The organism is Stenotrophomonas sp. SY1 (genome assembly GCF_021202945.1).
Lineage (GTDB): Bacteria > Pseudomonadota > Gammaproteobacteria > Xanthomonadales > Xanthomonadaceae > Stenotrophomonas.
In genome coordinates this window covers 825,539-838,752 of record NZ_JAJOYR010000001.1, presented here as the reverse complement: position 1 = coordinate 838,752, position 13,214 = coordinate 825,539, and the positions used below count along the sequence as shown (strand labels likewise).

Here is a 13,214-nt window from a genome sequence, read left to right as displayed (position 1 = left end):
CCCATGCATATCCGCCCCATCCTTGCCACGCTGTCACGCCACAAGACCGCCGCCGCGCTGGTCGTGCTGGAGATCGCATTGAGCTGCGCGATCATCTGCAACGCGGTGTTCATCATCAGCAACCGCATCGCCGATCTGCAGGTAGGCAGTGGCATCGCCAATGACGAGTTGGTCTACGTGGCAACCAGCAGCCTGCTGCCCGACATCAACATGGATGCCCAGCGCAGGCAGGACGTCGCCGCGCTTTCCGCAATTCCCGGCGTGAAGGCAGTCAGCAGCGTCAACCAGATCCCCTACGGCGGCAATGTCTGGGCCTCGGACATCCGCCTGGAGCGCGACCAGCCACGTCCCACCGCGCACGCCTCGCTGTACATGGATGACGGCCAGTTGCAGTCCACCTTCGGCCTGCAGGTGATCGAGGGGCGTGGTTTCAACGCCGACGAATATCTGGACAACAGCGCATTCGACCCCAACAAGGTTGGCCAGTCCGTGCCGGCCATCATGCTGAGCCGCGCATTGGCACGCACATTGTTTCCGAACCAGAGCGCGGTGGGCAAAAGCATCTACGTCTGGGGCGAACAGCAGCCACCTTCGCCGGTGGTCGGCGTGATCGACGACCTGCTGGCTCCCGGCGAAACCAACAGCCTGGCAAACCGCTACCACACGATGGTGTTTCCGATCCGTACGTCCAACGGCGCCTATGCATTGCGCACCACGCCTGACCAGCGCGAAGCGGTGCTCAAGGCTGCAAGCGCCGCACTGCTGCGCGCAGACCCCAATCGCCTCATCGAGCAGAGCGATACGCTGGAGCAGATGCGCATCGACTTCCATCACCGCGACCGGTCGGTGATCCTGCTGCTGGTTGCCGTCTGCCTCGCCCTGCTGGCAGTGACCGCGTTCGGCATCATTGGTCTGGCCAGCTTCTGGGTGCAGCAGCGCACCCGCCAGATCGGCATCCGCCGTGCATTGGGCGCCACGCGTCGGCACATCCTGCGCTACTTCCAGATCGAGAACTTCCTGCTGACCAGCATCGGTATCGTGCTCGGCCTGCTCCTGGCGTATGCACTGAACCTGCTGCTGATGAACCGCTACGAGCTGCCCCGCCTGCCGCTGCTGTATCTGCCGGCCAGCGCCTTGCTGCTGTGGCTGCTGGGCCAGGCGGCGGTGTTCTGGCCGGCGCGAAGGGCTGCCGCGATCCCGCCGGCCGTGGCCACGCGCAGCGCATGACCACCTCGCGCTCCACTTCCCTTCTGAAGCCGATCACGCACATGAACAAGCTGCTCTGCCTGCTGCTGGCCGTTGCACCGTTGACCGCATATGCGGCGTCGGCCGACGTTGGCCAGGACACGCTGCACGCCACGATCGCCGCGCTCGACCAGGAAGTATTCGACAGCTTCAACCGCTGCGCCGATCCGGCGCAGCTGCACAAGCACGCCGGGTACTTCGACGCGGCCGTGGAGTTCTATCACGACACCGGCGGCGTTACCTGGACCCGCGAGGCCATGCTTGCCAACACCGCCAGGCACGTCTGCGGCAACTTCACCCGGCAACTGCTGCCGGAAACGCTGGAAGTTTTCCCCATCAAGGACTTCGGCGCCATCGCCCGAGGCCAGCACCGTTTCTGTGACAGCGCCAGCGGCAAGTGCGAAGGGCTGGCCGACTTCACCATCATCTGGCGCCTGCGGGATGGCCAGTGGCAGATCACCCGCGTGTTGAGCTATGCCCACCGCGCCAGTGGAGGGACCCCGACGCGATGAACTACGTTCTGGAAACCGGACTGCGCGGAACCCTGCGCCATCCGCGCACGATGTTGCTGGTGGTGCTCACCCTAGCGTTGGGCCTGGCGTCGGTGATGACGATGCTGACCCTGCTCTCGGTTCTGGCCGCCGATCCGTTGCCCGGTGTGAGCCAGAAGCTGCACATCGCCTGGGCCGATTCACGCCCACTGGCTAAAAGCGGCGACTCCGACACCTACGGTGACGGCTCGCTGGTCCCACCGTTGTGGAAGTTGTCCGACGTCCGCGCAATGCAGCAGTCGCGCCCCGACATCCGCCAGGTCGCCCTGGTCACCGCGCCGGTGACCGTCGCCAACAGCGAAGGCACGGCCAGCAAAACCGTGTCGGCAGCGATGGCGATCGGCCCGATGCTGTCGGTGTTCGACGTGCCGCTGAAGCATGGACGCTTCTGGACCCCGGAAGAAGAGGCCTCGCGCATGCCGGTGGTGGTCATCAGCCGCGCATTGAGCGAACGCCTGCTGGGCCGCGAGGATGGCACCGGCGGCGAGGTCCGGCTCGGCAACCACAACTTCCGCGTGATCGGCATCAGCGAGCGCTGGGCGCCGCGCCCACGTCCGCACTTCCTGCCTTCCAGTGATGCCGGCTGGCGCGGCGCGGGTGACGAGGTCTTCGTGCCGGCCGAAGTGGCACTGGCGTCGGGCATCGAAATCTCCAGCACCCGCATCTGCGATGACGCCGGCTTCGGCGGCTTCCGCTTCGACCAGGTGAACGTGGAACAGTGCCGCTGGCTGGTGCTTTGGGCCGAGTTGAAGGATGCACAGCAGCGGCAGGACTATGCACGCAGCCTGCAGTCCTTCGCCGCCGAACGCCATGCCGCCGGCATCTTTCCGCGACCGCCTGCCACGCGCCTGCAGTCGATGGCGCAGTGGCTGCACCTCAACCGGGTCGTGCCCGACAGCGTGCGCCTGAACCTGTGGCTGGCAATTGGCCTGCTGGTGTTGTGCCTGGTCAACGTCGCCGGCCTGCTTGCCGCGCGTTTCCTGCGCCGGGCCGGCGAACACGGCGTGCGCCGCGTGCTGGGCGCGCCGCGCCGTGCCATCGTAGGTGCCTGCCTGGTGGAATCGACATTGGCCGGCCTGCTGGGCGGCCTGCTGGCGTTTCCGCTGACCCTGGCCGGCCTGTGGCTGATGCGCCAGCAAGGCGAGGCCTATGCTCCGCTGGCGCGACTGAATCCCTCGCTGTTCGCCCTGCTGCTGGTGTTGGCCCTGATCACCGGTGTACTGGTCGGCCTGCTGCCGGCATTCCGCGCAGCGCGGCAGGAACCTGCCCTGCAGGTCAAGACGCTTTGAACGAGGTCGCTCAATGAATCATCTACTGTCCCCGCTGCGCCGCCATCCAATGATGCCCTGGTTGATCGTGCTGCAGATCGCCGTGGCCTGCGCGATCCTGTGCAATACGCTGTTCCTGCTCGCGCAGCAGGCCACCCCGCTGCTCATCGATGACGGCATCGCACGCGGGGAAGTCATCATCGTCGACCAGTTGGTCAACCGGGGTGGCAACTGGAACGCGGCCCAGGCCCGCGCCGGCGCCGACGCGCTGGCGGGCATTGCCGGCGTCCAACGCGCCTCGGCGGTGGTCGGCGCGCCGATGCGGCAGACGCTGACGATGGTGTACGACATCAAGTCCGCCAATGGCCCCACCCTGCAGGTCAGCGGCTACATCGGCGAACGGCTCATCGATACCCTTGGCCTGCAGCTCAGCCGCGGCCGTGACTTCCAGGACGATGAGTACAGCGACCTGCAACTGGGCGATGGTGGCGGCAGCGCGAGCGTGCCGGTAGTCATCACCGAGGCATTGGCACGCGCCCTGTTCGGCGACGCAAACCCGGTTGGCCAGGCACTCACTGGCGGCGATGGCAGTGGCCACTACGTGGTGGTAGGCGTGGTCGCCCATCTGATGCGTTACCAGCTCAGCGAGCTGGATGACGGCAAGGCCGAGTACGCCATGCTGCTGCCACAGCGCGCCGCCGGCCTGCCGATGCTCAGCTTCCTGGTTCGCAGCGATGCGGCGCAACGCGACGCCGTGCTCAAGGCAGTACCGGGCGTCCTGAAGCACACCTATGGTGGGCAGATAGCCACCGGCTTTGAACCTCTGGTGGCCGACTACGAACAGCTGCGCGCCGAAGCCCTGGGCTCGCGCCGTGCTGCGGTGTGGCTGCTGCTCACCGTCAACGCGGTTATCGCCACCATCACCTTGATCGGCATTGCCAGCCTGAGCGGCTACTGGATCCAGCAACGCACGCGCCAGATCGGCATCCGCCGCGCACTGGGCGCCACCCGTGCGCAGATCCTGCGCCATTTCCTGGCTGAAAACCTGCTGCTTACCATCAGCGGCGTGGTCGCCGGCCTCACCCTTGCGGTGCTGATCAACCAGTGGTTGATGCAACACTATGAACTGCCGCGTCTGCCGTGGATCTACCTGCCGGTCGCCGCGCTGCTGCTGGTGCTGCTCGGACAGGCCGCCGTGGCAGCGCCGGCCCGGCGCGCAGCACGGCTGCCACCTGCCAGCGCCACCCGCAACGTGTAATGTGCTGACTTTGCTGTCTCACCAGCACCCACCCTTCGCCTCATTCGATACCCGATGCCGCAGATCCTGATCATCGACGACAACACCGCCGTGGCCACCGCGCTGGACGTGCTGTTCTCCCTGCACGACATCGAAACCCGCCATGCCACTTCGCCCGAACAGGGCGTGGCAATGCTGCAGGAACACGAATTCGACCTGGTGCTGCAGGACATGAACTTCACCGCCGACACCACCTCCGGTGAGGAAGGCCAGGCGCTGTTCCGGCGCATCCGCGATGCGCATCCGGACCTGCCGGTGATCCTGCTCACCGCCTGGACCCACCTGGACAGCGCGGTGGAGCTGGTCAAGGCCGGTGCCGCCGATTATCTGGCCAAGCCGTGGGACGACGGCCGCCTGCTGACCACCGTCAACAACCTGCTCGAACTGGCCGAAACCCGCCGCGAGCTGGCCCGACGCCGGCAACGTGAACTGGCCCAGCGGCAGAGCCTGAATGAGCGTTACGACCTGCGTTCGCTGGTCTTCGCCGACCCGGTCAGCGAGCGCGTCATCGCCCTTGCCTGCCAGGTCGCACGATCGGACCTGCCGGTACTGATCACTGGCCCCAACGGCGCCGGCAAGGAAAAGATCGCCGAGATCATCCAGGCCAACTCGCCGCACCGAAAAGGCCCGTTCGTGGCGCTGAACTGCGGTGCCATTCCGTCGGAACTGATCGAAGCCGAACTGTTCGGTGCCGAGGCCGGCGCCTACACCGGCGCCAACAAGGCGCGCGAAGGCAAGTTCGAGGCCGCCGATGGCGGCACCCTGTTCCTGGATGAAATCGGCAACCTTTCCCTCACCGGGCAGATGAAACTGTTGCGTGTGCTGGAAACCGGCCGCTTCGAACGGCTGGGCTCCAACCGCGAGCGCCAGGTCAAGGTGCGCGTGGTCAGCGCCACCAATGCCGACCTGCCAGCGATGATCCGCGAAGGCACGTTCCGCGAGGATCTCTACTACCGCCTCAACACCGTGGAGTTGGTGCTCCCCCCATTGGGCGACCGCCGCGAGGACATCCTGCCGCTGGCCCGCCACTTCCTCGGCGAGGACAACAAGCAGTTGTCCCCGCAGGCCGCGCAGGCACTGCAACGCCACACCTGGCCGGGCAACGTGCGTGAACTGCGCAACGTGATCCAACGTGCCGCGTTGCTGGCGCAGGGATCACGCATCGAAGTGGCCGACCTGAACCTGCCACGCGCGCCGGCACGCCCGACCACGCAGAGCGCCGAAGAGCCCGATCGCGCGCGCATCCTGGCCGCGCTCGAACGTGCCGGTGGTGTCATCGCCCAGGCCGCGGGCGAGCTCGGCCTGAGCCGTCAGGCGCTGTACCGCCGCATGGACCGCCACGGCATCCCGCGCGAATGAGAATGCCCCGGTGAGATCACGCTCCTTCACCTTCACCCTGTTCCTGCGCCTGTTGCCGGTGCTGGCGCTGGCTGCCGCGCTGCCCTGGCTGCTGGCGTACTGGATGGATCACGGTTGGCTGGTGGTGGTCAGCTCCACGCTCGTGGTGCTGGGTGCGATGTGGTACGCGCTGCACCGCGCCACCTCACCGATCCGATCGCTGTTGCGGGCGCTTTCCGGCACCACCAGCAGCTACCGCGACGGCGAGTTCAACTTCGGCGTGCATTGGCGCGGCAACGATGAGTTCGCGCAGCTGGTGAAGGCACATGCCGAACTGGGTGAAGTGCTGCGCGAGCAGCGCCAGTCGCTGGTGCAGCGCGAACTGCTGCTGGACACCATGGTGCAGAACACGCCGGTGGCGATGCTGCTGCTCACCGACGGTGGCGATGGCGTGCAGCGCGTGACCTTCTCCAACACCGCCGCGCGCAAGCTGCTGCACGGAGGCTGGAAGCTGGAAGGCAAGCGCATGCACGAGCTGCTGGAAAACATGCCGGTGGAGCTGCGCAATGCCATCGCCCGCGGTGGCGACAGCCTATTCGCGGTGCGTGAACCCGATGCGCTGGAAGGCGATGACGACGACGAGCAGATCTACCATCTGTCGCGGCGCAACTTCCACCTCAATGGCCGGCCGCACGAACTGCTGCTGTTGCGCCTGCTCACCGCCGAACTACGCCGCCAGGAAGTACAGACCTGGAAGAAGGTCATCCGCGTCATCAGCCACGAGTTGAACAACTCGCTGGCGCCGATCGCCTCGCTGGCGCACTCCGGCGCCGAACTGGTGCGGCGCAATCGCTTCGACCGGCTGGAGGACATCTTCGCCACTGTCGAGGAACGCGCCCGCCATCTGGAAGGTTTCATCCGTGGCTATGCACGCTTCGCCAAACTGCCGCAGCCGCAGTTGCAGACGATCATCTGGGGGAACTTCCTGCACAGCCTGCAGCAGCAGATTTCCTTCCAGATGACGCCACCGCCGGAAGATCTGTGCAGCCGCATCGACCCGGCCCAGTTCTCGCAGGCATTGCTCAACCTGCTCAAGAACGCCCATGAGGCCAGCAGCGAGAACGGCGCCGGCGACAATGCGGTGGAGTTGCGGTTGGCGCGCCTGCCGCACTGGCTGCGCATCGAAGTGCTGGATCGCGGCAGTGGCATGAACGAGGCGGTGTTGCAGAACGCACTGATGCCGTTCTACTCGACCAAGCGCAACGGTACCGGCCTGGGCCTGGCCCTCACCCGCGAGATCGTCGAAGCCCATGGCGGCCGCATTTCCCTGCAGAACCGCAATGAAGGCGGCCTGTGCGTGGCGATCCTGCTGCCGCACGATTGAGGCGCACGGGTTGGGTTTTGCAGCCGAAAGATCATCGCTCCCGCGAATGTCAGCGCCGCACCTGCCGTTGTAGGAGCGGCGTCCGGCGCGAAGCTGACCAGAACCACAGCTGCGGGAATACCTGCAATCGCAACCATCCCCGCTGCGGGCACAGCACCGGCGTCGCGGAGAACGCCGCTCCTACACATTCGCACCGGTAGCGTCCGCAGCCGGACAATGGCTGCGCGGTAGACGGGAGGGCACTTCCAGCCACACATCAGCAACCTCCAAAGCGCTGGGACTAGGCTCCACGCTTTCGAAGCCCGCGCAGGATCAAAACTCCTGCAGCATCACCACGCGCAACGTCATCGGGAACCCGGCAGCAGCCTCTTCGGCCATCACCGACTGCATTGCATCGCTCCAGGCAGCACGTGGCACCACGCGGAATCCCTCGCTCGCATAGAAGTCCGCATTCCACGGCACATCACTCAAGGTCGTCAGCACCGCGCGGTGATGCCCACGTTCGGCCGCCTGCATCAACGCATGCCGCAGCAACGTCCGCCCATATCCCTTGCCTCCATGTGCAGGCAGCACGTCCATCTGCTGGACATGAAAATCGCTGCCAAGCACGCCGGCCAACAGATAACCAACGACTTCGCCGTTACCGCCTTCAATCACCCACAGCGACTGCCGCAGCCAACCCTGCTCGAAGGCAACAACATCGGTCGGGCACGCCGCAAATACCGGCCACGCCGGATGACCGCGCAGACGTTCGCCGGCCTGCTGCTCGATCCTCGGCAGCAGTGCCAACTCTTCCTGTCGCGCCAGCCGCGGCTCAGCTTTTCTTGACGGGCCGGTTCCAGCCATCGATCGTCTGTTGGCGGCTGCGCGCCACGGTCAGCTTGCCAGCGGGTGCGGTGCGGGTGACCACCGAGCCGGCAGCAATGGTGGCGCCTTCCTCCAACGTCACCGGTGCCACCAGCGAACTGTTGGAGCCCACGAACACCTTGTCGCCGATGACGGTCTGGAACTTGTTCACGCCGTCGTAGTTGCAGGTGATGGTGCCGGCGCCGATGTTCACGCCACTGCCGATCACCGCATCGCCCAGGTAGGTCAGATGGTTGGCCTTGCTGCCCTTGCCCAGCGTCACCTTCTTGGTCTCAACGAAGTTGCCGACATGGGTGCCCTCGGCCAGCACGGTGCCCGGACGCAACCGCGCGAACGGCCCGATCTGCGCCGCACCCTCACTGACCACGCCTTCCAGATCGCAATGCGGGCGCACTTCCGTACCGGCGCCAAGCTTGACGTCCTTCAGCCGCACGAACGCGCCGATGCTCACGCCATCGCCCAGTTCGATCTCGCCTTCCAGCACCACGTTGGCATCGATCTGCACGTCGCGGCCCACCTTCACCGTGCCACGCAGATCGAAGCGCGACGGGTCCAGCAAACGCGCGCCCTGCTCGCACAGTGCCTTGGCCGCGCGCAGCTGCCAGGCGCGTTCCAGCAGCGACAGCTGCCACGGGTCATTCGCGCCTTCGGCTTCCTGCGGATCGGCCACGTACACCAGCTCGGCCGGCGTGTACTCGGCGGCGGCCGAGGCAAACACGTCGGTCAGGTAATACTCGCCCTGCGCATTGCTGTTGGACAGCGCCCCCAGCCAACGCCGCAGCGCGGTGGATTCGGCGGTGATGATGCCGGTGTTGATGGTGCGGATACGCTTCTGCTCATCATCGGCGTCCTTCTGCTCGACGATGGCCGCCACCTTGCCCTCGGCATCGCGCACGATGCGGCCGTAACCGTTGGGGTTGTCCAGTTCGGCCACCAGCACCGCCAGGCGCGGTGCGCCTTCCAGCAACGCCTTGAGCGTGTCGGTCCGGATCAGCGGCACATCGCCGTACAGCACCAGCACCTGTGCCGTGTCCGGCACGTCGGGCATCGCCTGCTGCACCGCATGGCCGGTGCCCAGCTGCTCCTTTTGCTCGGCCCAGTTCAGATCAGGCTGGTCGGCAAACGCAGCTCGCACCGCTTCGCCACCATGGCCGTACACCACATGGACGCCGGCCGGCTGCAGCTCACGTGCGGCATCGATCACATGCGCCAACATCGGCCGCCCAGCGATCGGCTGCAGCACTTTCGGCAACACCGACTTCATGCGCTTGCCGGCACCGGCGGCGAGGATGATTACGTGCAATGGCTGGGTCATGGACTGCAGTTCCTGGAATCAATGATCGGATTCTAAGCCTGCCAGTCGTAGCATTGCAGGCATGCATCAGGGATACGGTAAGCCATGAGTCTGCTTCGGCAGGGCAGCCAGTACATCGCCATCGGCCTGTTGCAGCTGCTGCTGGACTGGACGTTGTTCGTCATCACCAGTGCCGCAGGGTTGCCGGTCGCACCAGCCAATCTGCTCGGCCGTGTCAGCGGCGCGCTGCTCGGGTTCTGGCTCAACGGCCGGCACACCTTCGCCACGCAGGGCCAGCAACGCCATGGCTGGAAACGCTTCATCCGGTTCAGCATCTGGTGGCTGGCAATGACCGCGATCAGCACCTGGCTCATCGCCATCACTGCCGACACGCTGGGCCTGCGCTACGCCTGGCTCGCCAAACCCGTCGTCGAGGCCGGGCTGGCCTTCGTTTCGTTCTTCCTGCTGCGCCACCTGGTCTACCGATGAGCCGCAAAGCTGCGGTCGGCCCGTTCACCCGGACAGAATCCTCGTTCATTCGTCGTCGTGCGGTTCCAGTATCTGGGATTTCTCCCGGCCTGCACTGCTGTTGGGGAGCCGCCAGCCACCGCGGACGGGCAAGACGTCGTAGGAGCGGCTTCAGCCGCGACGCTGGCGCGTCGTCCGGCATTTACCATCCGCAACCGTAGTCATCCGTGCTGCGGCGGTTGCATCAGCTTCACGGCTGAAGCCGTTGTTACGACGCGGAATGGCATTGCCAGCAGCACAGTCCTCCCTTTGTAGGAGCGACGTAAGCCGCGAAGCACACAACGACCAAAGCGGCACATCATCCGCAACCCTGGGATTGCCAACCGCACTGCTGACAGGCATCTCCAGCTTCGCGGCTTACGCCGCTCCTACAAGGGCAGTTGGCTCCTGCAAAGGCGGTACTGATTGCAGTTGTTCTTCAAGGACTGCTGCGGGAGCATCACCAGCCTCGGCCTCACGACGCTCCCGCAGCAGATGCTCGCCTGGCACCAATCGCACCAAACAAAAACGCCGGCCAAAGGCCGGCGTTTCTGCATGCGCTGCGGGCAGCCTCAGTGCTTGAGGGTGCGACGCAGACGCTCCAGCGCCTGCAGCTGCGCGGTGACTTCGGCCAGACGCTGCTGTGCTTCGGCCAGCTCCATGGCTTCGCCACGGTTGGCGAGCACGCGCTCGGCTTCTTCCTTGGCCTTGCGCACAGCGGCTTCGTCGATGTCGGTGGCGCGGATGGCGGTGTCGGCCAGCACGGTCACGACCTGCGGCTGAACTTCCAGGATGCCGCCGGAGATGGCGAAATCCAGCTGCTCGCCGGCTGCCGTGGTGACCACGACCTTGCCCGGCTTCAGGCGGGTGATCAGCGGTGCGTGCTTGGGCGCGATGCCCAGTTCGCCCAGCTCACCGGTGGCCACGACCAGGGTCGCTTCGCCGCTGAAGATCTGCTGCTCGGCACTGACGATGTCGCAACGGATGGTGCTCATGGAAATCTCTTCGCCTGGTTGGGTGGGCCTGCGCCCACCGCAGAATGCCGCGAAGGCGGAGCGAACTCCGCCTTATGCGGGAATTAGGCCTTTTCAGCCATCTTCTTGGCCTTCTCGACCGCTTCGTCGATGCCGCCGACCATGTAGAACGCCTGCTCCGGCAGGTGGTCGTACTCACCGTCCACGATGGCCTTGAAGCCTCGGATGGTGTCCTTCAGCGGCACGTACTTGCCCGGCGAACCGGTGAACACTTCGGCCACGTGGAACGGCTGGCTGAAGAAGCGCTCGATCTTGCGGGCGCGGGTCACGGCCTGCTTGTCTTCTTCGGACAGTTCGTCCATGCCCAGGATGGCGATGATGTCCTTCAGTTCCTTGTACTTCTGCAAGGTCTGCTGGACGCGCTGGGCGGTTTCGTAATGCTCGTTGCCGATGACCTGCGGGTCCATCTGGCGCGAGGTCGAATCCAGCGGATCCACGGCCGGGTAGATACCCAGCGAGGCGATCGAACGCGACAGGGTCACGGTCGAATCCAAGTGGGCGAACGTGGTTGCCGGCGACGGGTCGGTCAAGTCATCGGCCGGCACGTAGACGGCCTGGATCGAGGTGATCGAACCGGTCTTGGTCGAGGTGATGCGCTCCTGCAGGACGCCCATTTCCTCAGCCAGGGTCGGCTGGTAACCCACTGCCGACGGCATACGGCCCAGCAGCGCCGACACTTCGGTACCGGCCAGCGTGTAGCGGTAGATGTTGTCGACGAACAGCAGCACGTCCTTGCCCTTGCCGTTGGCGTCCTTCTCGTCGCGGAAGTACTCGGCCATGGTCAGGCCGGTCAGTGCGACGCGCAGACGGTTGCCCGGCGGCTCGTTCATCTGGCCGTACACCATCGCGACCTTGTCCAGGACGTTGGAGTCCTTCATCTCGTGGTAGAAGTCGTTGCCCTCACGGGTACGCTCACCCACGCCGGCGAACACGGACAGACCGCTGTGCGCCTTTGCGATGTTGTTGATCAGCTCCATCATGTTGACGGTCTTGCCGACGCCGGCGCCGCCGAACAGGCCGACCTTGCCGCCCTTGGCGAACGGGCACATCAGGTCGATCACCTTGATGCCGGTTTCCAGCAGCTCGGTCGAGGAAGACTGGTCTTCGTACGACGGGGCAGCGCGGTGGATTTCCCAGGTGTCCGAAGCGGCAACCGGGCCGGCTTCGTCGATCGGGCGACCCAGCACGTCCATGATGCGGCCCAGGGTACCGGCACCGACCGGCACCGAGATGGCGCGGTTGGTGTTGACGGTGACCAGGCCACGCTTCAGGCCGTCGGTGGAACCCAGCGCAATGGTACGGACGATGCCGTCACCCAGCTGCTGCTGGACTTCCAGCGTGATTTCGGTGTTTTCCACCTTCAGCGCGTCGTACACCTTCGGTACGTCGCTGCGCGGGAATTCGACGTCGACGACCGCGCCGATGATCTGAACGATCTTGCCCTGACTCATTGCTGCATCCTCTAAATGTGTGCTTTGACTGTGCGCGTCAGACTGCTGCCGCGCCGCCGACGATTTCGGAGATTTCCTGGGTGATCGCTGCCTGGCGGGCCTTGTTGTAGACCAGCTGCAGGGTTCCGATCAGCTTGTTCGCGTTGTCGCTCGCCGCCTTCATCGCCACCATGCGTGCCGCATGCTCGGAAGCAACGTTCTCCAGCACGGCCTGGTACACCAGCGACTCGATGTAACGCGTGATCACGTGCTCGAGCACGGTCGCGGCATCGGGTTCGTACAGGTAGTCCCAGTCGTGCGAAGCCACCTGCGTTTCGCTGGCCGGCAACGGCAGCAGCTGGTCGAAGGAAGCCTTCTGCGTCATCGTGTTGATGAAACGGTTGTAGACCAGGTACACGCGGTCGACCTTGCCTTCGGTGAAGGCGTCGAGCATGACCTTGATCACGCCGATCAGCGTTTCCAGCTTCGGCTGGTCGCCGATGTGGGTGACGCTGCCGACCATGTTCACGTTGACGCGACGGAAGAACACGCTGGCCTTCTGGCCGACGGTCACCATGTCGATCTCGGCGCCCTTTTCCTGCCAGGTGCGCATTTCTGCCACAGCCTTGCGGAACAGGTTGTTGTTCAGGCCGCCAGCCAGACCGCGATCGGAAGAGATCACGATGTAGCCCACGCGCTTGACGTTCTCGCGCTCAACCAGGAACGGATGCTGGAAATCGGTGCTGGCCTGGGCCAGGTGACCGATCACCTGCTTCATCGCCTGCGCGTACGGACGCGAGGTCTTCATCCGATCCTGCGCCTTGCGGATCTTGGAGGCCGAGACCATTTCGAGCGCGCGCGTCACCTTGCGGGTGTTCTGCACGCTCTTGATCTTGGTTTTGATTTCGCGTCCGCTTGCCATCTCTTATTCCCGTAGAGCGGGGCTGAGCCCCGCTTTATCAGTGTGAAGCGGAGCAGCGCTCCGCTCTACATACGCTG

At 65.1% G+C, this 13,214-nt stretch carries 12 protein-coding genes; 7 read left to right on the top strand and 5 right to left on the bottom strand.

Annotated elements, in window-relative coordinates; all coding sequences use genetic code 11:
• Nucleotides 1-3: 3 nt before the first annotated feature.
• From LR961_RS03320 to LR961_RS03295, 6 genes are read left to right on the top strand one after another with little or no spacing between them, the layout of a single operon-like run.
• The gene (locus LR961_RS03320; RefSeq protein ID WP_232146998.1) at nucleotides 4-1,227 is read left to right on the top strand and encodes an FtsX-like permease family protein; all 1,224 of its coding nucleotides are present in this window, start codon (nucleotides 4-6) and stop codon (nucleotides 1,225-1,227) included.
• Between the two features lie 41 nt (nucleotides 1,228-1,268).
• Nucleotides 1,269-1,757 (top strand): nuclear transport factor 2 family protein, encoded by a 489-nt coding sequence (locus LR961_RS03315; RefSeq protein WP_232146997.1) that lies wholly within the window; start codon nucleotides 1,269-1,271, stop codon nucleotides 1,755-1,757.
• A complete protein-coding gene (locus tag LR961_RS03310; RefSeq protein ID WP_232146996.1) occupies nucleotides 1,754-3,085 on the top strand; it encodes an ABC transporter permease in 1,332 nt (443 codons plus the stop codon). The genes LR961_RS03315 and LR961_RS03310 overlap by 4 nt, the downstream gene beginning before the upstream one ends.
• Before the next feature lie 13 nt (nucleotides 3,086-3,098).
• Nucleotides 3,099-4,322, top strand: coding sequence for an FtsX-like permease family protein (locus LR961_RS03305; protein WP_232146995.1), 1,224 nt, complete (start codon nucleotides 3,099-3,101; stop codon nucleotides 4,320-4,322).
• Between the two features lie 54 nt (nucleotides 4,323-4,376).
• Nucleotides 4,377-5,720 carry a sigma-54 dependent transcriptional regulator gene (locus LR961_RS03300; protein ID WP_232146994.1) on the top strand — a complete coding sequence of 448 codons (1,344 nt, stop codon included), beginning with the start codon at nucleotides 4,377-4,379 and terminating at the stop codon, nucleotides 5,718-5,720.
• Nucleotides 5,721-5,730: 10 nt separating this feature from the next.
• A complete protein-coding gene (locus tag LR961_RS03295) occupies nucleotides 5,731-7,083 on the top strand; it encodes a HAMP domain-containing sensor histidine kinase (protein ID WP_232146993.1) in 1,353 nt (450 codons plus the stop codon).
• A 312-nt stretch (nucleotides 7,084-7,395) separates the two neighbouring features.
• On the opposite strand, the gene LR961_RS03290 is transcribed toward LR961_RS03295, so the two are convergent.
• The gene (locus LR961_RS03290) at nucleotides 7,396-7,929 is read right to left on the bottom strand and encodes a GNAT family N-acetyltransferase (RefSeq protein WP_232146992.1); all 534 of its coding nucleotides are present in this window, start codon (nucleotides 7,927-7,929) and stop codon (nucleotides 7,396-7,398) included.
• Nucleotides 7,898-9,265, bottom strand: coding sequence for a bifunctional UDP-N-acetylglucosamine diphosphorylase/glucosamine-1-phosphate N-acetyltransferase GlmU (gene glmU / locus LR961_RS03285; protein WP_232146991.1), 1,368 nt, complete (start codon nucleotides 9,263-9,265; stop codon nucleotides 7,898-7,900). The genes LR961_RS03290 and glmU overlap by 32 nt, the downstream gene beginning before the upstream one ends.
• Nucleotides 9,266-9,349: 84 nt before the next feature.
• Here glmU and LR961_RS03280 point away from each other — a divergent pair, with 84 nt between their 5' ends.
• Nucleotides 9,350-9,733 (top strand): GtrA family protein, encoded by a 384-nt coding sequence (locus LR961_RS03280; RefSeq protein WP_232146990.1) that lies wholly within the window; start codon nucleotides 9,350-9,352, stop codon nucleotides 9,731-9,733.
• A 590-nt stretch (nucleotides 9,734-10,323) separates the two neighbouring features.
• Here LR961_RS03280 and LR961_RS03275 read toward each other — a convergent pair.
• The 3 genes from LR961_RS03275 to atpG form a co-directional block, all read right to left on the bottom strand.
• Nucleotides 10,324-10,746, bottom strand: a complete 423-nt coding sequence (locus tag LR961_RS03275) for a F0F1 ATP synthase subunit epsilon (RefSeq protein WP_232146989.1) — start codon at nucleotides 10,744-10,746, stop codon at nucleotides 10,324-10,326.
• A gap of 83 nt (nucleotides 10,747-10,829) precedes the next feature.
• Nucleotides 10,830-12,236: a F0F1 ATP synthase subunit beta gene (gene atpD / locus LR961_RS03270; protein ID WP_232146988.1), complete on the bottom strand. Its 1,407-nt coding sequence runs from the start codon at nucleotides 12,234-12,236 to the stop codon at nucleotides 10,830-10,832.
• A gap of 37 nt (nucleotides 12,237-12,273) precedes the next feature.
• The gene (atpG, locus tag LR961_RS03265) at nucleotides 12,274-13,137 is read right to left on the bottom strand and encodes a F0F1 ATP synthase subunit gamma (RefSeq protein WP_232146987.1); all 864 of its coding nucleotides are present in this window, start codon (nucleotides 13,135-13,137) and stop codon (nucleotides 12,274-12,276) included.
• Between the last annotated feature and the right edge of the window lie 77 nt (nucleotides 13,138-13,214).

What these genes read in the sequence shown, in the direction of transcription:
- LR961_RS03320 (WP_232146998.1), top strand. Translation starts at nt 4, where the DNA reads ATGCATATCCGCCCCATCCTTGCCACGCTGTCACGCCACAAGACCGCC.
- LR961_RS03315 (WP_232146997.1), top strand. Translation starts at nt 1,269, where the DNA reads ATGAACAAGCTGCTCTGCCTGCTGCTGGCCGTTGCACCGTTGACCGCA.
- LR961_RS03310 (WP_232146996.1), top strand. Translation starts at nt 1,754, where the DNA reads ATGAACTACGTTCTGGAAACCGGACTGCGCGGAACCCTGCGCCATCCG.
- LR961_RS03305 (WP_232146995.1), top strand. Translation starts at nt 3,099, where the DNA reads ATGAATCATCTACTGTCCCCGCTGCGCCGCCATCCAATGATGCCCTGG.
- LR961_RS03300 (WP_232146994.1), top strand. Translation starts at nt 4,377, where the DNA reads ATGCCGCAGATCCTGATCATCGACGACAACACCGCCGTGGCCACCGCG.
- LR961_RS03290 (WP_232146992.1), bottom strand. Translation starts at nt 7,929, where the DNA reads ATGGCTGGAACCGGCCCGTCAAGAAAAGCTGAGCCGCGGCTGGCGCGA.
- glmU (WP_232146991.1), bottom strand. Translation starts at nt 9,265, where the DNA reads ATGACCCAGCCATTGCACGTAATCATCCTCGCCGCCGGTGCCGGCAAG.
- LR961_RS03280 (WP_232146990.1), top strand. Translation starts at nt 9,350, where the DNA reads ATGAGTCTGCTTCGGCAGGGCAGCCAGTACATCGCCATCGGCCTGTTG.
- LR961_RS03275 (WP_232146989.1), bottom strand. Translation starts at nt 10,746, where the DNA reads ATGAGCACCATCCGTTGCGACATCGTCAGTGCCGAGCAGCAGATCTTC.
- atpD (WP_232146988.1), bottom strand. Translation starts at nt 12,236, where the DNA reads ATGAGTCAGGGCAAGATCGTTCAGATCATCGGCGCGGTCGTCGACGTC.
- atpG (WP_232146987.1), bottom strand. Translation starts at nt 13,137, where the DNA reads ATGGCAAGCGGACGCGAAATCAAAACCAAGATCAAGAGCGTGCAGAAC.